Here is a 19,878-nt window from a genome sequence, read left to right on the forward strand (position 1 = left end):
CTCAGTCCGCGCTGAGAGGACGCCGCGCCTCCGCCGCCTGCGCCACGAAGCGGGCGGTGCGGCGGGCCAGCGCCATGCAGGTGATCATCGGATTGGCCCCCGAGGAGGTCGGAAAGGCGCTCGTGTCCCCGATCCAGACGCCGGGCGCGTCGTGCAGCTCGCCCTGCGGGGTGGCGGCGCTCGTCTGCGGGTCCGTGCCCATGCGGGCCGTGCCCATCTGGTGCGCGCTGAAGACCGCGTGCCCCCCACGCCCGATGGGCTGCGTCCGCCACTCGGCAATCCGCGCCTCGAGGTCCTCGCCACGTGTCCAGGGCTGGGCGCTTTCGGAAAGCGGAAGGATCGCCTCCGCACCCGCCGCCGCCAGGAGACGGGCCACCGTCCCCTGCCCGTGCCAGTAGTTTTCGACGTCCACCGGGTCGGTGACGGCGTACGTCACGCGGGCCTGCCCCGCCCCGTCCAGGCTGACCTGACCGTGTCCCCGGTCGCGGGTGAGGTGGATCAGGGTGACGCTACGGCTGTGCCCGGCCATCAGGTCCCGGTGGGCTTCGGCCCCCTGCCACACCGCTGCCGAGGCGAAAAGGCCGGTCGTGTACTGGGTCGTCTCGATCAGGTACCCGTAGCCGCCTGCGCGCCCCTGAAACTCGTCCACGATGGCCGCCTGCGCCGGTCCCCACCAGTTGCGCTGGTCCTCGGCGAAGACGCCGGTCAGCGCGCCGCAGGGGTGCAGCCGCAGGAAGTCACCCACGGCCGGGCCCCCCAACCCCGAGCGCAGCAGCAGCGCGGGCGTCTCCAGCGCGCCGCAGGCCACGACCACCTGGGGCGCGCGCACCGTGATCCGCCTCTGACGGCCGTCCTCCCCCCGCACGGTGGCCGTCACGCCCGCAGCGCGGCCCCCCTCGGTAAGAATGCGGTCGGCAGTGGCCTGCTCGATCACCCGCGCACCGTGCAAGACGGCGTCTTTGAGGAAGGTCTTGAGGGTGCTTTGTTTGCTGCCCGTCGCGTCCCCGAAGCCGATGTGCCCGGCGTGCTCGGGATCGTGCCGAGCGGGATCGGCGTTGCGGAAAGCCCGCTTGGTGTGGTAGCCGAGCCGCTCGGCGCCCTCCAGCATGCGCTGATGGGTGCCGTTGTACTCGCTGCACCGGTCGTTGGCTCCAATCCGGTTCATGACCGCCTCGATATCGGCGTCAAATTCGGGGGCATCCACGCCCGTGAGGCCCAGCTCGGCCCACTCGCCCCGCACCTCGTCGGGCGTGCGGACACAGTTCATCCAGTTGACGGTGGTGCCGCCGCCCAAGGTCTGCCCGGCGATCAGCGACACGTTGCCGTCGGCCGTGGGGGTAAAGCCCCCGCGCCAGTACAGGTTCTGGTAGGCCCACAGCTCCGAGCGGCCCAGCTCAGCGTCCGCGAACTGCCTGCCCGCCTCCAACACGACCACTCGCAGCCCCTGCCCGCTCAGCTCGCCTGCGATCACGCCGCCGCCCGCCCCGGACCCAACCACCACGACATCCGCCGTCAGCGTCTCGCCGTCTCCGGGCTGTACGGTCGGCAGCTCGCGCTCCGTCGCCGCGCCCCTAAAGGTCAGGCCCGCGTAGCCGAACTGTTTCCAGAAGGGATTGGGCGCGTCGGGACCAAACAGGGTATAGGTCAGCATCAGGCACAGCCGCCGCAGCGCCGTCACCCCCTCTGCGGCCTCGGGGCTGCTCGCCGAAACCGCCGCCAGAATGGCTTCGCGCTGCGCCTGGGGCGTTTCGGGCCGCATCCCCAGCGCGGCCAGAGCCCCGAGCAGTTGCCCCAGGCCCGCCTGATCCTGTGGCGGCAGGCTGGCGAGATACGCTTCCGCCGCCTGGTGCGCCCCGGTCGCGCTGCCGGGCGTGGCGTAGAAGCGGTGAGGGTCTTCTTCCCGCTCCAGGGCGGGCACAAAGGTATCGACCAGGGCAAGCAGGGCTTGACGCTGGGCGTCGTCGAGGGTCGCAACCGGGGACGGGTTCATGGTCTTCCTCCGGAAAAAAATGGTGTGCGGTGCCTCTACCCTAGGGAGCCGGACGGGAAAGCGCGAGGCAACTGGTTGCTCCCCCACCCTCGGCGGTCTGGCAGGTGGGTCAACTTTTTATGGGAGGCGGTCTTCGCGAGCAGCTTGGAAGAGCCGGGCAGCAGCCTCATCGGCGGGCAGGAAGACGCTGCCCCACAGTTCCGGCGTGTTCAAGAACTGCATCCGCACCACCTCGAGATGCAAGGTGCCGTAGGGCGGCTGGGTAAAGGCGATGGCCATGACCGGTACAGCGGCGGCAGCAGCGTCCACGTGTCGCCACAGCCGCACAAAATCCGGCTGGGGCCGCAACCGAGCCAGCAGGCCGTGAAAGGCGGCGTCCCGCCGCCAGGGTTGGCTGTCGCGCTTAAACTGCGCGAGCATCGTTCGTGCCCAGCTTTCCCAGACGGGAAAGTGCCGGCGGTACACCGGGTCGAACACCAGTTCCAGGAGGGAGAGCCCCGGTTCCAGCGCTCGCCCCGTTCCGGCAAAAAGGCGCATAGCCGGTACATTGGCGTGCTGTACGGTCCAGAGGCTGTCGTGCAGGATGCCGGGGAAGGGCAGGCCGTTCAGCAGGGTCTCCGCCCTTGCCGCCACGGTTCCGCTCACCGGGAGGGGCTCGGGTTCCGTTTCCGGATGGCCGCTGGCCGTCAGGAAGGCTCGGCGGTCATCACCGTGCAGGTGCAGGGCGTGCGCGAGGCGCAGGGCCAGCTCGCGCGAGGGGCGGCGGCGTTCCCCGCGTTCAAGTTGGGTGACGTACTGGCGCGTGCACCCCGCTCGGACCGCCAGTTGCTCCTGGCTGAGGCCCCTTTCTCGGCGCCACCGTGCCAAAAGGGTGGCCAGGTCGCTGCCCGCTGTCTTCCTCATCCCGCCCTATCATGCCTGTACGCCCGCTGAACGTCAGGGGACTGGCAGTCCGCCTGCCCGCACACCAGACTGGAGCGCGTTCGCTGTCTCTTCCCGCCCCTCTGGTCCCAAGGAGCCATGTTGCGTCACTCCACTCACCCCACGCCGCTGCTCGAGCGCGACCACTGGCGCGACCTCAGTGGTCCCTGGCGTTTTGCTTTCGATGACCTCAGCCGCTGGACTCATCCCGACGAGGTGGTTTTTGACCGCGAGATCCTGGTGCCGTATCCCCCCGAGAGCCGGCGCAGTGGCCTGCATGACGAGAATTTCCATCCGGTGGTGTGGTACGGGCTGACCCTCACGCTCAGCCCTCAGGAGCGCGAGGGCCGGCTGCTGCTGCACTTCGGCGCGGTGGACTATCTCGCTACCGTCTGGGCGAACGGCGAACTCGTCGCGGAGCACGAGGGCGGTCATACGCCCTTTACCGCTGACCTCACCCGGCAGGCGCGGGCAGGGGAGACGATTGAGCTCGTCGTACGCGCTCAGGACGATCCCCACGATCTCGCCAAGCCGCGCGGCAAGCAGGACTGGCAGCGCTCGCCCCATTCGATTTGGTACCCCCGCACCACCGGCATCTGGCAGACGGTGTGGCTGGAGCGCGTCCCCGAAACCTACCTGAAGCGGCTCACCTGGCAAAGCGAGATGGACCGCTGGCAGATCAGCGCCAGGATCGAGGTGGGCGGCCCGCTCCTGGCTGGTCTGAGTGTGCGGGTGCGGCTTGACCGTGACGGCGAAGTCTTGGCCGACGACCGTTACAGCCTGCAGCAGCACGAGGTGGCCCGCCAGATCGCCCTTCCTGACCCCGGCATCGACGACTTTCGCAACGATCTGCTGTGGAGCCCCGGCCACCCACAACTGTTGGGCGCCACGGTCGAACTCCTGCGGGGCGAGGAGGTGCTCGACCGGGTCTACAGCTACACGGCGCTGCGGTCGGTGTGCGTGACCGGCAACCGATTCTTGCTCAACGGCCGCCCGTACTACCTCAGGATGGTGCTTGACCAGGGCTACTGGCCTGAGAGCCTGATGACCGCGACCGACGAGGAACTGCGCCGTGACGTCGAACTGTGCCGGCAGCTCGGCTTCAACGGAGCCCGCAAACACCAGAAGATCGAGAACCCCCGTTGGCTGTACTGGTGTGACGTGCTGGGCCTGCTCGTCTGGGAGGAGATGCCCAGCCCCTACCGCTTCACGCCGCGGGCGGTGCAGCGCCTCACCCAGGAGTGGACGGAGGTGATCGCCCGTGACCTTTCGCATCCCTGCATCGTCGCCTGGGTTCCTTTTAACGAGTCGTGGGGCGTGCCTGATCTGCCCACCAACCCCGCCCACCGCGACTATGTGCGGGCCCTCTATCACCTCACCAAGACGCTTGATCCTTCGCGCCCCGTGATCGGCAACGACGGTTGGGAGCATGTGGCCACCGACATCCTGACCATTCATGACTACGCCGATGACCCGCAGATGCTGCGCGACCGCTACGGTACGCTGGAAGCCGCTCGGCGTACCCTCAAGCAGCAGCAGCCGGGGGACCGTGCCCTCACCCTGATCGGCTTCGAGGAGACGGGGCAACCCATCGTCCTCTCGGAGTTCGGGGGCATCGCCTACATCCCCGACCAGTCGCGTGGCTGGGGTTACAGCCAGTCACAGAGCGAGGCGGATTTCCTGAACGACTACGCGGCGCTGCTCGAAGCCATCCACGACTGTCACGGCCTTTCGGGCTTCTGCTACACCCAGCTCACCGATACCTTTCAGGAGAAAAATGGTCTGCTGTACGCGGACCGCACGCCCAAGGCCAACCTGACGGCGCTCGCGCGCTCGACCCAGGGACGGCGCACGGCCCGGGAAATGACCATCGATCCCCTGCTTAACCCCTACGGCCACTCGCCCCGCTGGCTGCGCCGCCAGGATGAGGCTCTGTTTTCCGGCAGCCTTCCGGAGCCCCAGCCCAGCGAGGACTAGGCTGGCGACGAGACGGCGGCTGCTTCGCCCCGAACGTGGCCGCGGTGCGCCAGGTACCAGTCAACGGTGTGTCTTAGGCCTTCTTCCAGACCAATCTGGTGGTGCCAGCCCAGCGCATGAATCCGGCTCACATCGGTGACCTTGCGGGGCGTGCCGTCGGGCTTGCTGGGGTCAAACACGAGCTCGCCGGTATACCCTACGGCGGCTCGGACCCGCTCGGCGAGCTCGCGAATGCTCAGGTCCTCACCGGTCCCGACGTTGATGGGACCGGGTTCGGACACGCGTTCCATCAGAAAGAGGCAGGCATCCGCCAGATCGTCGACATGCAGGAATTCGCGCCGGGGTGTGCCGCTGCCCCACACCTGAACGGTGGGCTGACCTGCTTCCTGGGCATCCACCATCTTGCGGATGAGGGCGGGCAGGACATGGCTGCCCAGCAGATCGAAGTTGTCGCCCGGCCCGTACAGATTGGTGGGCATGGCGCTGATGAAGTCGCAACCGTACTGCGCCCGGTACTGGTCACACAGCTCGATGGCGGCGATTTTGGCGATGGCGTAGGCCCGGTTGGTCTCCTCCAGCGGGCCGGTCAGCAGGGCGTCCTCCCGCAGGGGCTGCGGCGCCTCGCGGGGATAGATGCAGGTCGAGCCCAGGTTCAGCAGCTTGGTGACCCCGCTGAGGTGCGCCGCGTGGATGACGTTCGCGGCGATCATCAGGTTGTCGTACAGGAACTCGGCAGGGTAGGTGCTGTTCGCCAGAATGCCCCCGACCTTGGCTGCGGCCAGGAACACGTATTCGGGCCGTTCCTGCTGAAAAAAGGCCTGCACCGCTGCCTGATCGCGCAGATCGAGGTCTCGGCTCCGGCGCGTGATCAGGTTCGTGAAGCCCGCAGCTTGCAGGCGGCGCACAATGGCGCTGCCGACAAGGCCACCGTGTCCGGCCACGTAGATGCGCGCGTCAGGGTGCATCAGGCAGCTCCGGCGCCCTTGAGGGCGATCTGGTGCCCGGCGTCCCGCAGAGTCCTTTCCTGGCGGGCAAGTTCGAGATCGTGTTCAACCATCTCCTGCACGAGCCCTGCAAAGCTGGTGCGCGGCGTCCAGCCCAGAGCCTGCTGCGTTTCGGCGGCGTCACCCAGCAGGTAGTCCACCTCGGCGGGGCGGAAGTAGCGGGGGTCAATCTCCACGTAGTCCTCGTAGTTCAGCCCCACCAGCGCAAAGGCCCGTTCGGCGAACTCGCGCACGCTGTACGCTTCACCGGTGGCAATGCAATAGTCGCGCGGCGCGTCCTGTTGGAGCATCAGCCACATCGCCTCGACGTAGTCGCGGGCGTGTCCCCAGTCGCGCTTGGCGTCCAGGTTCCCCAGGTACAGCTTCTTTTGGAGCCCCATCTTGATGCGGCCCACCGCCCGCGTGATCTTGCGCGTCACAAAGGTCTCGCCGCGGCGGGGGCTCTCGTGGTTAAAAAGAATGCCGTTGCAGGCATACAGGCCGTAGGCTTCGCGGTGGTTGACGGTCTGCCAGAAGGCATACACCTTGGCCACCGCGTAGGGGCTGCGGGGATGGAAGGGGGTGTGCAGGCCCTGGGGGGGCTTGGCCGCACCGAACATCTCACTGCTGCTTGCCTGATAGAAGCGCACCTGTCTGCCCGTTCGGTCCTGGTAGTCGCGGATGGCTTCAAGGAGCCGCAGGGTCCCTAGGCCGGTCACGTCGGCGGTGTACTCGGCCTGGTCAAAGCTCACCTTGACGTGCGACTGTGCGCCCAGGTTGTACACCTCGTCGGGCTGAACGCGTTCGAGCAGCAGGCGCAGGCCCGACGCATCCGAGAGGTCACCGTAGTGCAGAAAAAGGCGTGCCTGAGGGTCGTGGGGATCCTGGTAGAGGTGATCGATACGGTCGGTGTTGAAGGTGCTGGCCCGGCGAATGATGCCGTGGACCTCGTAGCCCTTCTCGAGCAGCAGTTCTGTGAGGTAGCTGCCGTCCTGACCCGTGATGCCGGTGACCAAAGCTTTTTTCATGGGGGCTCCTTCGCTGGGCAGGCCCGCGCCTGCGATCGTGTTCATGGTGCGAGGACACCCGTCTCAGAACCGTAAAACCTGGTAGCTGCCGGTCTGCCCTTTTGCAGCGGTTGGCCCAGCTTTAGAAATGCTTTATAAATTTCTCACCTTTAGAATTCCAGGGGCAAGCTGATGGAAGTCTGATTAGAAGTTATGGAAACTTAAGTTAAACTTGTGAGCGAGGAGCAGAGCTACCGAAGTAGGATGAGAACCTCGCAGACAGTTTGGTCCTGCGTTGAACACGAGCCCAAGCGCACGTATCCGTCCGCGGTTTCGCCGATTCAGCCGATTCACAGGTCCAAGCGGCCTGCCTGGAGTCAGAGCATGCTCACCGTCCACCTCCTTGGACATGCCCACGTTACCCACAACGGTCGCCCCGTTCCCCTGTCTGCCAAAGCCGTAGCGCTGATCACCTATCTGGCGCTTGAGAAACTGCCCCAGCATCGTGAGCGCCTTGCCGACCTGCTATGGAACACCGCTGAAGCGCGCAAGAACCTGCGGGTTGAGCTCGCGCGCATCCGCTCGGCCGGCCTGGGGATCTTTCCGCCCAGCCGTCAGCTGCTGTACCTCGAGCACGTCACCACCGACCTTGAAGTGTGGCAGGCGCGGCTGAACGGCGAGATGGATCAGGCTGAACTCACCACCTGGCTGGCGATGCTGCGCGGTTTGCCCCTCAGCGGGCTCGAAGACCTGGGAAGCCCCGCATTTCAGGAGTGGATTGACCAGCAGCGCTGGGCCCTGAATGAGCAGATCGAGCAGTTGCTGCACCGAGCGTATCGCCGCTTTGAGCGCGACGGCAAAACCTGGGCCACCCGCGCGGTGGCGGCACGGGCCGAGGCGTTGGGCTTTGAGCACCCCGGCGAGAGGCTGGGCACGGAGGGTGCGCCTCAGGCACCTTCACCCCAACCGGCGTTCTCCGCCCCGGCCGGACCGCTGCACTTTGAACATCTCGGTAAGGAGCGTGCCCTGCAGGAGCTGCTGGCTCGCGCTGCCCAGGAACCGCAACTCGCCGTGCTGCACGGGCCGGTGGGCAGCGGCAAAAGCTACCTGGCCGAGTACGTGCTGGGCCGCAGTCGGAGCTTGACCGTGCGAATCAGCAACAGCCGGATGAGCCGCCTGGTCCTGGCGACCCTGGCACAAGCGCTTCTCCCGGTCAGTGAGCCCTCAGCTGCCGAGACGCTGCGCGGCGTGCTGCTTTCCCCCGGTAGCCTGGAAGAGGACACGGTCAAGGTGGCGATGGCGCTCGCAACCGTCGCGCAGCCGGTGGTGATCCTGCTCGACCACGCGCACAACGCGCCCATCGAGCTCGCCTCACTGTTTGAATTCCTGCTGCAAACGCCCGCTGCCGGAGCGCGCGCCCTGGTGCTGCTGAGCCGCACGCCGCCCGCTCAGGCGGCCCTGTGCCGCGCGCTGCTGCGCCGCTTCGGGCCCCAGCAGTGCCTCTGCCTGGAGATGACGCCCCTCTCCATTAGCCTGGTGGAACGGGCGCTCGAAGCACAGGGCCTTCGTCAGGGCGAGCCGCTGCATGCACGCGCTGCCGAAGTGTTGCAGCGCAGCGAGGGCAATGTGCTGCACCTGCGGAACCTGTTGGAACAGCCGGCGGGGCCCCCGGAGGAACCGGGAGGGCGCTTGCCGGCCGCTGTGCGCGAGAGCTACGCGGGAGAAATCGACGGCTGGCCTGTTCCGCTGCGGCAAGCCCTCAGCAGCCTGAGTGTGATCCACGGTGATTTTGACCTGAAGCTGGCGGAGACCGCCCTAGACGCGGCGCGGCACGGTGTTCCGGCCCTGCCTCTGTTGCGCGAGGCGCTGGAGCGGGGGGCCCTCATCGAGGCCGAACCGCCCGCTGCCCTGCTGCTGCCCAGTTTTCGGCCTGTGGTCACCAGCCTGCCCGCCGAGCCGCGCTACCGCTTTCGCGCGGAAGGGCTGCGGGTCACCTTGGCCGCGCGTCAGTCGCATGCCGAACGGCAGGAGGTGCGCCGCCGACTGGCCGCTGCGCTCGAGGCCACCGAGCCGGGGCTGGCCCTGTACTACGCTGAGCGGGCCGGAGTAGGCCCCGATACGGAGCGGCTGCGCCGGGCCTATCACATGCACTTGCCCGCTGGAAGCCCGCTGCTGCATCTGGACGAGGCCATGCTGACGCCACCCTGCCCGCAGGTGGCCGAACCGCAGCGAACCCGGGCCAGCGGCAGTGACAGCGTCAACTGGCAGGGCTACCTGCTGTCCTGGCAGCAGGGTGGCTGGTTGAACGTCGTGAGCCAGGGTCGCTACGGGCACCCGCACACGCTGCACCTGCACCTGCCCATTGCCGCCCTGCTGCGGGGCAAAACCGCGCCCATTGACCTGCGCCTGGTCTGGCGGCTAGACGTGTACCGCTGCGGCCACGAGCTGGGGCCGACCCAGGTTCCCTTTCCGCTGCGGCTAACGGTCTTGGGTTCGGACCAGGCACAGGTCCTGACGCCCCAGGTGCTGGGTGGCTATACCGAAGCGGGGCTTGAGCACCGGGTCCATACCGACGTGGCGCTGGGACGGTGGATGGAACAGCGCCTCACCCTCGCTCCCGGCGCAGAAAATGCAGCCTGCCTGGAGCTGGCTGTGCGGGCACTTGACGTCGCGTTGACCGTTGCAGAACTTCGGGTGAACGGTCAGTCGTTGCTGCCCCTTGCCAGCACCCCCGAAAGGCTCTATCCGCCCCGGAGCTGGGCTGAGGGCACGCCCGCCCTTCAGGCCCAGGGGAGCCCACCTTGGCCCCAATGGGCTTAACCCCCTACAGGAAAGGCCGCCTCTTCCGGCGGCCGCTTCCTTGAGTCGAAGGAGAGACGAAACATTAACGTCTCCTTTCTCACCATGAGAAGGACTTTCTCTCCCTGAAAGCTGCCATCTCGTGCCTGCGAAAGGAAGAACTGGTTGATGTCCCCTCACTCTTTTCGATCCCGTCCGCGACTGAGCGTCATTGGTCTCGCCCTCACTGTCCTTCTCGCGGCCTGTAACCAGGTGGGGGAAGAGCGCGGACCGTACGCGGGGGGCGTGAGTTACCCGTGGCAGGACCGCCTGGATCCCCCGGGCTCCAACCCCTATGCCAACGGTCGGCAGTACGCCTGGCAGGGCGTACGCGCCGCCTCTGTCCTGGGACCGCAGGCGGTCCCCGGTGGAGACAACTACCTCTCCGACGTCACCTACACCTCCGCCACCAACAGCTGGGGCCCCATCGAGAAAGACCGCAGCAACGGTGAACAAGGGGCCGGCGACGGCCGGCCCCTCACCCTGAACGGCCAGACCTACACCAAGGGCCTGGGCGTTCATGCCCACAGCGAGTTGGTCTACACCCTCACCACCCCCTGCACCGCCTTCACCGCCAGCGTGGGCGTGGACGACGAGGTTGGATCACGCGGCAGCGTGATCTTCCAGGTCTACGGCGATGGCCGCCTGCTCTATGACAGTGGCCGCCTCACCGGCGCCAGTCCCACCCAAGCCGTTCAGGTCGACCTCAGCGGCGTGGGGACCCTTCGCCTTGTCGTCACGGATGGCGGCGACAACATCGACTACGACCACGCCGACTGGGCCGACGCCAAGGTTTCCTGTGCCCCCCCGCCTCCCCCCAGCACCACCAGCTTTCTCAGCGACCTGGGCACCCTCGCGGCCTCCAACGGTTGGGGTCCTTTTGAAAAGGACCGCAGCAACGGTGAGCAACTCTCCGGCGACGGCCGACCCCTCACCCTGAACGGCCAGACCTACACCAAGGGCTTGGGTGTTCATGCCCACAGCAGCCTGAGGTATGCCCTGGGCGGCAACTGCACCGCCTTCACCGCCAGCGTGGGGGTGGACGATGAGGTTGGATCACGCGGCAGCGTGATCTTCCAGGTCTACACCGACGGTACCCTGGCCTACCAGAGCCCGCTGCTCACCGGCGCCAGTCCCACCCAAGCCGTTCAGGTGGACGTCAGCGGCAAACAGGAACTGCGCCTCGTCGTTACGGATGGCGGCGACAACATCGACTACGACCACGCCGATTGGGCCGACGCCAAGGTCACGTGTTCGAGTCAGGCGGCAAGTGTGACCAGCGTGACTGTCAGCCCCTCCAGCGCCTCCCTTCCTGAAGGGAGTAGCCTCGCTCTCAAGGCGGACGTTCAAGGAACCGGGGCCTACAGCAAGGATGTGACCTGGACTTCGAGTGCACCCAGTGTTGCCACGGTGAGCCCTGACGGAACGGTGACGGCCGTCGCTGCGGGCCAGGCGACCATCAAGGCGACGTCCACAGCCGATCCCAGCAAGTCCGGCAGCGCGCAGATCACGGTCACGGCCAAGAGTACGCTGCCGCCTGACGGTATTCGCGTCAACTTTCAGCCCGCTCGCTCGGCGGTGCCCGAGGGGTACATCCCGGACACCGGGCTGGCCTACAGTGAGGCTCGCGGGTACGGTTGGGTGCGGGAAGACAGCCTCAGCGCCGCCAGCCACGTGCCGCTGGACATCAGCCCGAATACCCGGGACCGGGCCATCACCGGGGTGGATGCGCGCCTGAACACGCTGATTCACATGCAGGCCGTGACGTCGACCAGCAGTTTGCCCAACGTGCAGATTCCGGCGGCCTGGGAGTACGCGCTGCCCAATGGCGTGTACACCGTGACCGTGAGCGCCGGCGACCCCAGCAACTCCTTTGACAGCACGCATCAGCTCAACATTGAGGGCCAGGTGGCGATTGCGGCCTTTAAGCCCACCGATACGCGCAAATTCCGGGCCGCTACCCTCCGCGTGAACGTGACGGATGGCCGGTTGACGGTGGACGCGCGGGGCGGCAGCAATACCAAGATCAACTACGTGATCATCGCCCCCGGTGACCGCCCGAGCGTGCGGGCCACCAACCCTGAGGACGCTGAAACGATGGTTGCCCCCAGTGCGTCCATGACCGCGGACGTGAACCTCCCCAGCAGCGCCATCGACCTGACGTCGCTGACCGACCAATCGGTGCGGCTTTTCGAAAAGGCGACCGGCGCGCCTGTGGCGGCGTCCCTCAACACCTCGGGGGGCGGCGACGTCGTCGTGCTGAAACCCAAGACCAGCCTTAAATCCAACACGGCGTACACGTTCGAGATCACAGCCGCCCTCAAGGATACCCGGGGCACCAGCTTCCTGCCTTTCCGCTCGAGCTTCGTGACCGGTTCGCCAACGACCAGCGGGACAAACGTGGCCTTTGAGCAGGTGAGCCTCCCCACGGTGCCCAGCAAGCCCTACACAGCTGTAGAAGTGGGTCCGGACGGCAAGCTGTATGCCGCCACGCTGACGGGGGAGATTCTGCGGTTTAGCATGCTGCCCGACGGCACGCTAGACATGCCGCAGGTGATCACGTCGGTTCAGGCGGCGGGCGGCGGGCCGCGCACCATCATCGGTCTGGCCTTTGATCCCGCGTCCACTGCTGACAACCTAATCCTGTGGATCAGCAACAACCATTTCTGGGATGGTCGCAGCGACGCACCGGACTGGAGCGGCAAAATCACGCGCCTTAGCGGCCCGAACCTCGAGACGGTGCAGGACTACGTGGTGGGGCTGCCGCGCTCGATCCGCGACCACGCCACCAACTCCATCGCCTTTAAAAAGGGTGAACCGAACGTGCTGTACGTGCTGCAGGGCAGCAACAGTGCGATGGGGGCACCCGACAATGCCTGGGGGAACCGTCCTGAGCGCCTGTTGAGCGGCGCCCTGCTGCGCGTTGACCTCTCCAAAATCACCGCCCCGCCCCTCAATGTGAAGACGGCCGAGGGCGGCACCTACAATCCCTACGCACCGGGCGCTCCCCTGACGATCTATGCCAGCGGCATCCGCAACGCCTATGACATGGTGTGGCACAGCAACGGTCAACTGTACGTGCCCACCAACGGTTCGGCTGCGGGGGGGAACACGCCGGGGACGCCCACGCCGCTGCCCGAGGCGTGTGCTCAGCGGGCCGACGGACCCTACACCGGCCCTGCCGTGCCGGCCCTGACCAGCGTGGGGGTGCAGCGCGACTACCTCTTCCGAATCACACCCGGCGGCTACTACGGTCACCCCAATCCGGCTCGCTGCGAATGGGTGATGAATGGTGGCAATCCCACAGACAAGGTGGATCCGGGCGAGGTGACGGAGTACCCGGTAGGCACCCTGCCGGACCGCAACTGGAAGGGCTTTGCTTTTGACTTCGGTGAGCATGCCTCGCCCAACGGTGTGATCGAGGAATACACGCTCGCGGGCAACTCGGCCCTGAAAAACAAGCTGCTCGTGGTGCGCTACAGTGCGGGCAAGGACATCATCGTACTCACCCCGGGTGGCCCCAATCAGGACATCGTGGCCTCGCAGACCCTGATCAGCGGGCTGACCAACTTCACCTTCAGCCCGCTGGATCTCACCGAGAACCGGGCCTCTGGACACCTCTACGTGGCGCAGCTTGATGAACGCACCGGCAGCGGCACGATCACGCTGGTCCGTCCCAAGTGAGTTCGCGTGCCCCAGCGCCCTGATGTGCAGGGCTTTTTCCCGGCAGGTACCCATGATCTATGCCAAGACTCTGCTGGCGGCTGCGCTGCTCTGGAGTAGCGGTCTGGCCGCCGCCCCCCCGTCCCCCTCGGTCACCCCGCACCTGCTGCGTGTTCTACCTGCCAGCAGCGTCTACGTCACCGCGCTTGCCATGAGCGCAGATGGCCGCACCCTGGCCACTGGGGGCGGGGAAGGCTTCATTCGGTTGTGGCCGTTACGAAGCGATCAGCGCGGCCCAAGCCTGCGTCAGCCCGCCGCCGTCACCGCCCTGGCCTTGAGTCCGGATGGCCGCACCCTGGCGGCAGGCGGCGCTGACCGCCGTGTCCGGCTGTGGAACGTGGGCAGCGGCACGCTTCTCCACACCCTGGAGCTCGACGCCTACCACGTGACGGCCGTCGCCTTTAGCCCGGACGGCCAGACCCTGGCGACGGCGAGCGGCGACAATAGCGCTCAGGCAAGTTCGGCCAACAGCGTGAAGCTGTGGGACGTGGCGAGCGGCCGCCTGCAGGGCAGCCTGCGCGGACATACCGACGTGGTGACCACGGTGGCTTTTAGCGCGGATGGTAGGCTGCTCGCCAGTGGCAGCCGCGACCGAACGGTGCGGCTCTGGGAGGTGGGCACCCGCCTGCCGCTGCGCACGCTGACGGGGCACGGCGACTACATCAGCGCCGTCGCCTTTCAGCCCGGAGGTGAGCTGCTCGCCAGCGCGAGTTGGGATACGAGTGTGCGCCTTTGGAGGGTGCCCGACGGACAGGAGCGGGGCAGCCTGCGGGGCCACGCGGGCCCGGTCACCGCACTCGCCTTTTCCCCAGACGGGCAGTTGCTGGCGAGCGGTGGTCAAGACCGGCAAACCCTGCTGTGGAATGTCCGTTCCCGGGAACGGCTCGTCAGCCTGCGCGGCCATGGGGGTGAGGTCAGCGGTGTGGCCTTTGGACCTGCCCTCCTGGCGAGTGCGGGTGGCCGTGACGGCACCGTACGGCTGTGGGAGCTGGGCCCTCCCCGGTGAGACAGAAAACGAAGTCAGTAGCGTTTTTGTATCGCTTGCTGGGGCAGGCTGGATCCCTGTGGCCTACGTACCCGACCGCGATGGAGAACCATGAAGCGATACGCCGTCATCTTCCTGGCCCTCAGTGGCGCGCTGCTGGGCCAGGGCGCGTGGGCTGCGGGCGTGCCGGGGAGTCCTGACCCCGCCTTCCAGACGATTCAGCCCGCGTTCCAGCCCAGAGCCAAGGCCGTGCAGGTGGACGGCCGAATTGTGGTGCTTGGGGTGACCCGTCAAGCCGCTGGCATCGCCTACGAGCTGGCACGGTATCGCCCGGATGGGCGACCTGACCCGAGTTTTGGCCGCGACGGTCGGGTGACGCTGCCTGAATGGGGTGCGGAAAGTCGCAGTGGCCTGCAGGTGGCTGTGCAGGCGGATGGGTGCCTCCTGGTCCTGGGGGGAGGAGCGCTGCTGCGCCTGCTGCCCGGTGGTCAGCTCGACCGCAGCTTCGGAGAAGACGGCGTGGTCAGGACAAGCCTTCCCGAGAACGCCCAGGCGCTGGCGCCGCTTCGTGATGGCCGGGTACTGATCGCTGGGGGAACACGAGCGCTGTCACCCGATTCGGCGGCTCCCCCCGCCGCCTTCGCGCTTGTTCGGCTGCTTCCGGATGGGCGGCTCGATCCCCGTTTCGGGCAGGGTGGACAGGTCACGACACCGGTGCGCACGTCGGCAGCCGCCTACAGCCTGCTGCCCTTGCCGGACGGCCGTGTGGTGGTGGGAGGGACAGCGCTGACCTTCCAACCCGAGGCGTACGGTGCGTGGGTCTTGGCGCGTTACCTGCCAAGCGGGCAGCTTGACCCCACATTCGGTGAGGGGGGCCTAGCCACCCTGCGCGAGGACCGGTTTGCCTCCACCCGTCCCAGCGGCCTGGCGCTGGACGAGACCGGCGCGGTGCTGGCCGCAGGCTTTTTGAGTAGCGGCGTTTGCGACTGGGTACGGGTGCAGCCGAACGGGCAGCTTGATCCCGCGTGGGTCCATGAGATCTCGAGCACCCTACGAACCGAAGGGGCGGGCTTACCGGCGGCCGTGGTTTCGCTGGCGCTGCAGCCGGATGGCCGCGCATTGGTGGGGGGCTGCCGGCAGTACACCGCAGACCCCGCATCCCTGGGGCAGCCGGTGGTGTTGCGGCTGAGGGCCACCGGGCAGCCTGATCTCACCTTTGGGGAGAGTGGACTGGCCCCGGTACCGGACAGCACAGGAGTGATGCTCGCCCCAGACGGCAAGATCGTGGTGGGGCTCTTACCGGTGTCCAAACTCTGGCCCTGACCGCCCCCTGGGGTGGGTGCGGCGTCCTGGCCGCAGAGAGGAGGAACGAGAATGATTCGACCAAAGGCGCGCTCCTGGAGCGTGGTTGGGCAAGGCTGGCGGGGGGCGCTCCTGGCGCTGGCCCTCTGTGCCTGTGCTCGGACCGAGCTGGCCGCCCCCCTCCCACCACAGACCATCGACCCGGGGGACAACACCCTCAGCTACGAGCCCTTTCTCGCCCAAGAAAACGGGTGGGGCCCAGCCGAGCGGGACACCAGCAACGGAGAGGCCGGCGCGGGGGATGGCCGTCCTCTCACGCTGAACGGAAAAACGTACAGCCGCGGCTTCGGTGTGCACGCGAACTCCTCACTCAGTTTTGCCATCGATGGCAAGTGCAGCGCTCTGACGGCCGATATCGGCGTGGACGACGAGGTGGGCGCGCGCGGGAGCGTGGTGTTTCAGGTCTACGGCGACGGGGTGAAGTTGTTTGAAAGCGGCGTGATGACCGGAACAAGTGCGGCGGAGAGGATCCAGGTGGAGCTGCGTGGCCGCCGCACCCTGACCCTTGTGGTTCACGATGCGGGCGATGGGAACCAGTATGACCACGCCGACTGGGCGGCTCCCCAGCTGCTCGGCTGTGATCCCGCAGCTCCGGCGCCCGGCCCGCAGGCGATCCGCATCAATGCGGGTGGACCCGCTCAGGTCGTGGACGGCGTACGCTGGGAGGGCTGTGAGGCAGTCAATGCCTGTCAGGGGTACGTGCGGGGTGGCTTCGCCTACACCGAGCGCCCCCTGGTGGCGATCTCGGGTGTGCAGCCCCCCGCCAACGAGGCCCTCTACCAGTCCGAGTGGACGGGCGGCGAGACGACGGGCGTGCCAGCGGGCGGTGTGGCCTTTGGATTCCAGATTCCAGTGGCCAACGGAGCCTACCTGGTGCGGCTGCACTTCGCCGAACTCAACAAGTACGCGGTGGGCAAACGCATCTTCGACGTGAATCTAGAGGGCAGGACCGTGCTGCCCCAGTTCGATGTCTTCGAGGCTGCCGGCGGGCTCGGGCGGGCCCTCGTGCGGGAGTTCCCCGTCACGGTGAACGACGGTGAACTGAGCCTCGACTTTATTCGCCGGGTCGAGAATGCCAAGCTCAGCGCGCTGGAGGTCCTGCCGCGCAGCGCAAGTCTCCCTGCTGAGCTGACGGCCCAACCCGAACGGCTGATCTTCAGTGGGGTTCAGAACGAGGTGAGCGCCCCGCAAGCCGTGGTGCTGCGCAACACTGGGGATAGCCCGCTGCGTCTAGAGCGCCTTGGGTTGACCGGGAGCGGCAGCGGCGCCTTTGAACTGGTCGCGCCGCCCACCGTCCCGATCACGCTGGAGCCCGGCCAGAGCCTCACCCTCCAGGTGCGCCTGGCTCCACGCGGACAGGTGGGGTCGCTGCATGCAGGGCTGCGTGTGGAGGGTGACCGCTTTGCCCGTGAGATCAAGCTCTCTGGCCTGAGTGCGCGCGGACGTGAGGGGAACTTGGAACCGACGCTCGCCCAGATTGTGGATGCCCTGGGGTATGCCGTGGATGTGGGCGGAACGGAGCTGCTGCTGGGGACTTCCCCCAACCCGATCGGCGACGAGGTGACCGCCCCCCTCTTTGAGCGGGCGGGTGCGGGCCCCGTGACTCTGCGGCCCGTGGCTCGCTACTCCCCGGACGGCCCTTCCCCCTACGGGACCTACACGCTCGAAGGCGGCGTGCCGCGCCTCCAGCCGCGGGCCACACTGGTCGCCGGACAGGCCCAGAACCTGAATCCGGCCATCGAGCCGGGCGGGAGCGAGAGCTTCAGTCCAGGAGATGAGCCCTTTGGTGTGTACCTGGCGGCAAACGGGTACGCGGCGCAGAACACCTACACGCAGGACACGCTCAATACCGGTCCTATCCGCCACGCCGTTCGGGTGTACCCCCTCAAAGACGCTGCCGGTCAGCCCCTCCCCAACAGCTACCTGCTGGGCTTTGAACCCGCCCAGAATGGCGACTATCAGGACGTCGTGTTCATTCTCCAGAATGTGCGGCCGGTTGCGGCGCCTGCAGGCTTGGCCTGGACCGAGCGGGGCCGGGCGCCCACCACCCTCTACGAGGGACAGGGGGCCGCCGTGAATGGCCGGCTCTACGTGTTCGGTGGCTTTGACAAGAATCTGAATAACGTCCCCATCGCCACGACGGCCGCCCATATGTACGATCCCGCGAGCGACCAGTGGCGCCGGTTGCGTGACCTTCCTGAGCCGCTGACACATGCCGGGCTTGCCGTAGACGGACAGGCCATCTACCTCGCGGGCGGCTTCTTGGGAAATCACCCGGGGCCTCAGACCGACCACGTCTGGAAGTATGACGTCGCTTCCGACACCTGGAGTGCGATGCCGCCGCTTCCGGCTGCTCGGGGGGGAGGCGCACTCGTGCGGTTGGGCCGCGAACTGCACTTTTTCGGTGGCACGCAGCGCAGCGGCCTCAGGTACCTGCGCGACTTCGGTGACCACTGGGTGCTGTCCCTCGACAACCCGTCCGGCTGGCGCGCCGCTGCGCCCCTGCCCAACCCGCGAAATCACCTCTCCGGTGCGGTGCTCAATGGCCGGATCTATGCCATCGGCGGCCAACATCTCGGCGATGAGGACGCCGGCAACCAGGCTGACGTGCACGTCTACGACCCCCAGCAGGATGCCTGGCGGGCCGTGCGGCCCCTGCCACGCCCTATGGGCCATGCCACGGCCTCTACGGTGAGTTGGAACGGGCGAATTGTGGTGATGGGTGGCGTGACCCAGGGCGCGCGCGAGATCGCCAATGTCATCGAGTACGATCCGCAGGCCGATACCTGGACAGAGTTGACGCCGCTGCCCGGCCCTCGGCAGTCCCCGGTTGCGGACGTGGTCGCGGGACAATTGGTCGTCGTAACGGGCTCGACCGCGGACGGCCCGACCGATACCGTCTGGATCGGCACGCGCTGAAGCCTACACAACAACCGAAAAAGGGCCTCTGGGCGCGCCGTCCGCTCAAGGCCCTTTCGCACTGGGCACACTAGGTTCGGTGGAGGAGCGTGCCCGTCATATTTCCGGGTCGGGCCCGGCCGGAGCCCAGCAGGGCCATCCACTGTGCCAGGATTCGCTCCGTCTCATAGCGCTGTGCCCCCTGGTAAGCCCGCTCGCTCATCCGCTGCCGAGCCTGGGTGTCGGTGAGCAGCTCCCGCAGCGCACCAGCCAACTGCGTGACGTTGCCGGGCTCGACCAGCACGCCGCCGCCGGAAGCCAGGAGCTCGGCAGGCCCGGTCGGGCAGTCAAAGGCCACCGCGGGCACCCCGTAGGCTTGCGACTCCATCAGCACCATCGGAAGGCCCTCGTGGCGCGAACTGAGGACATAGACGCCGGCAGAGCGGTAGGCCTGCTCGACCGCCGGCGTAGGCTGACGCAGCTCCCAGCGTTGGAGCCCCAACGCTGCCGCCTGTTGACGGAGGCGTTCTTCTTCTCGGCCGCTGCCGTACAGCAGGAGCCGCCACTCCGGAAAGGTGGGTTCTGCGGCTGCCCAAGCGCTCAGCAACAGGTCAAAACCCTTCTGCCCGTCCAGTCGTCCGATCGCCAGCACGGTGCGGCTTTCCGGCGAGTAGGGGTTGACAGGGGGCTGCGCGAAGGAGAGGGGGTTAGGAATGGCCTGGATGGTGGCGGAGGCGCGTGGAAAGGCTGTCCGCCACTGCTGCGCGTCCCGCTCGGTCAGGGTGACGACCCCATGCCCGAGGTGTGCAGCTACCCATTTTCCTAGACGGCGCGAGCGCATTCCAAGGTCGGTTTGGAGATTGAAGTGCTCCCATGCCACGCGCCGTACCGGCAGATCAAGCAAGGCCGGAAAGGCAAAGACGCTCAGGAACGTGTCTACGACGATGAGCACGTCTGGTCGGCGCCGCTGCACCTCTTGGCGCAGGGCCCGCATCAGGGGTAGTGTCTCGCCGCGCATGCGCAGCGGCCCTTCTGGCAGGCCTAGGGAGCAGAGCTGCACCCCGGCGGGCAGCTCAAAGGCGCTTGTCTCGCCGCGCAGGGTGAGAATCTGGACGTCAAAGCCCTGGCCGGCCAGTCCCGCGCTCACCGTCGCCGTCACCCGCTCCATTCCGGCACGGGCGCTCATCGAGTCGA

The 19,878-nt window shown here is 67.1% G+C and carries 11 protein-coding genes (1 of these 11 cut by a window edge); 6 read left to right on the forward strand and 5 right to left on the reverse strand.

Annotated features, from left to right (window positions below; all coding sequences use genetic code 11):
- Position 1: 1 nt before the first annotated feature.
- Both EI73_RS14835 and EI73_RS14840 read right to left on the reverse strand, forming a co-directional pair.
- Entirely contained in the window at positions 2-1,990 is a 1,989-nt protein-coding gene (locus tag EI73_RS14835) for a GMC family oxidoreductase (RefSeq protein WP_051935667.1), read from the reverse strand.
- A 117-nt stretch (positions 1,991-2,107) separates the two neighbouring features.
- On the reverse strand, positions 2,108-2,893 hold the full coding sequence (locus EI73_RS14840; RefSeq protein WP_034388910.1) for a helix-turn-helix domain-containing protein: 786 nt from the start codon (positions 2,891-2,893) through the stop codon (positions 2,108-2,110).
- Positions 2,894-3,010: 117 nt separating this feature from the next.
- Here EI73_RS14840 and EI73_RS14845 point away from each other — a divergent pair, with 117 nt between their 5' ends.
- Positions 3,011-4,888 carry a glycoside hydrolase family 2 protein gene (locus tag EI73_RS14845; protein WP_034388911.1) on the forward strand — a complete coding sequence of 626 codons (1,878 nt, stop codon included), beginning with the start codon at positions 3,011-3,013 and terminating at the stop codon, positions 4,886-4,888.
- Here EI73_RS14845 and EI73_RS14850 read toward each other — a convergent pair.
- Both EI73_RS14850 and gmd read right to left on the reverse strand, forming a co-directional pair.
- The gene (locus EI73_RS14850) at positions 4,885-5,853 is read right to left on the reverse strand and encodes a GDP-L-fucose synthase (RefSeq protein WP_034388912.1); all 969 of its coding nucleotides are present in this window, start codon (positions 5,851-5,853) and stop codon (positions 4,885-4,887) included. The two genes, EI73_RS14845 and EI73_RS14850, sit on opposite strands and share 4 nt — an antisense overlap.
- Positions 5,853-6,899 carry a GDP-mannose 4,6-dehydratase gene (gene gmd / locus EI73_RS14855; protein WP_034389157.1) on the reverse strand — a complete coding sequence of 349 codons (1,047 nt, stop codon included), beginning with the start codon at positions 6,897-6,899 and terminating at the stop codon, positions 5,853-5,855. Before gmd ends, EI73_RS14850 begins: the two co-directional genes overlap by 1 nt.
- A 363-nt stretch (positions 6,900-7,262) precedes the next feature.
- Here gmd and EI73_RS14860 point away from each other — a divergent pair, with 363 nt between their 5' ends.
- From EI73_RS14860 to EI73_RS15745, 5 genes are all read left to right on the forward strand, one after another.
- Positions 7,263-9,698 carry an AAA family ATPase gene (locus tag EI73_RS14860; protein WP_051935668.1) on the forward strand — a complete coding sequence of 812 codons (2,436 nt, stop codon included), beginning with the start codon at positions 7,263-7,265 and terminating at the stop codon, positions 9,696-9,698.
- A 264-nt stretch (positions 9,699-9,962) separates the two neighbouring features.
- On the forward strand, positions 9,963-13,400 hold the full coding sequence (locus tag EI73_RS15740) for an NPCBM/NEW2 domain-containing protein (RefSeq protein ID WP_051935669.1): 3,438 nt from the start codon (positions 9,963-9,965) through the stop codon (positions 13,398-13,400).
- Positions 13,401-13,452: 52 nt separating this feature from the next.
- Positions 13,453-14,445 carry a WD40 repeat domain-containing protein gene (locus EI73_RS14875; RefSeq protein WP_231557375.1) on the forward strand — a complete coding sequence of 331 codons (993 nt, stop codon included), beginning with the start codon at positions 13,453-13,455 and terminating at the stop codon, positions 14,443-14,445.
- A 90-nt stretch (positions 14,446-14,535) separates the two neighbouring features.
- Positions 14,536-15,747, forward strand: a complete 1,212-nt coding sequence (locus tag EI73_RS14880; protein WP_034388914.1) for a delta-60 repeat domain-containing protein — start codon at positions 14,536-14,538, stop codon at positions 15,745-15,747.
- Between the two features lie 51 nt (positions 15,748-15,798).
- Entirely contained in the window at positions 15,799-18,705 is a 2,907-nt protein-coding gene (locus tag EI73_RS15745) for an NPCBM/NEW2 domain-containing protein (protein WP_051935670.1), read from the forward strand.
- A 70-nt stretch (positions 18,706-18,775) separates the two neighbouring features.
- Here EI73_RS15745 and EI73_RS14890 read toward each other — a convergent pair whose 3' ends face one another.
- Positions 18,776-19,878: the 3' portion of a glycosyltransferase family 4 protein gene (locus EI73_RS14890; RefSeq protein WP_051935671.1), read on the reverse strand. The gene runs 61 nt beyond the window's last position; the window shows 1,103 of its 1,164 coding nt (coding positions 62-1,164); the start codon falls outside the window, past its right edge — the gene reads right to left on this strand; it ends in the stop codon at positions 18,776-18,778.

Origin of the sequence: Deinococcus sp. YIM 77859 (genome assembly GCF_000745175.1) — a bacterium.
Classification (GTDB): domain Bacteria; phylum Deinococcota; class Deinococci; order Deinococcales; family Deinococcaceae; genus Deinococcus.

Excerpts from the sequence above, each read along its gene's own strand:
- EI73_RS14835 (WP_051935667.1), bottom strand. The coding sequence starts at position 1,990 with ATGAACCCGTCCCCGGTTGCGACCCTCGACGACGCCCAGCGTCAAGCC.
- EI73_RS14840 (WP_034388910.1), bottom strand. The coding sequence starts at position 2,893 with ATGAGGAAGACAGCGGGCAGCGACCTGGCCACCCTTTTGGCACGGTGG.
- EI73_RS14845 (WP_034388911.1), top strand. The coding sequence starts at position 3,011 with ATGTTGCGTCACTCCACTCACCCCACGCCGCTGCTCGAGCGCGACCAC.
- EI73_RS14850 (WP_034388912.1), bottom strand. The coding sequence starts at position 5,853 with ATGCACCCTGACGCGCGCATCTACGTGGCCGGACACGGTGGCCTTGTC.
- gmd (WP_034389157.1), bottom strand. The coding sequence starts at position 6,899 with ATGAAAAAAGCTTTGGTCACCGGCATCACGGGTCAGGACGGCAGCTAC.
- EI73_RS14860 (WP_051935668.1), top strand. The coding sequence starts at position 7,263 with ATGCTCACCGTCCACCTCCTTGGACATGCCCACGTTACCCACAACGGT.
- EI73_RS14875 (WP_231557375.1), top strand. The coding sequence starts at position 13,453 with ATGATCTATGCCAAGACTCTGCTGGCGGCTGCGCTGCTCTGGAGTAGC.
- EI73_RS14880 (WP_034388914.1), top strand. The coding sequence starts at position 14,536 with ATGAAGCGATACGCCGTCATCTTCCTGGCCCTCAGTGGCGCGCTGCTG.
- EI73_RS15745 (WP_051935670.1), top strand. The coding sequence starts at position 15,799 with ATGATTCGACCAAAGGCGCGCTCCTGGAGCGTGGTTGGGCAAGGCTGG.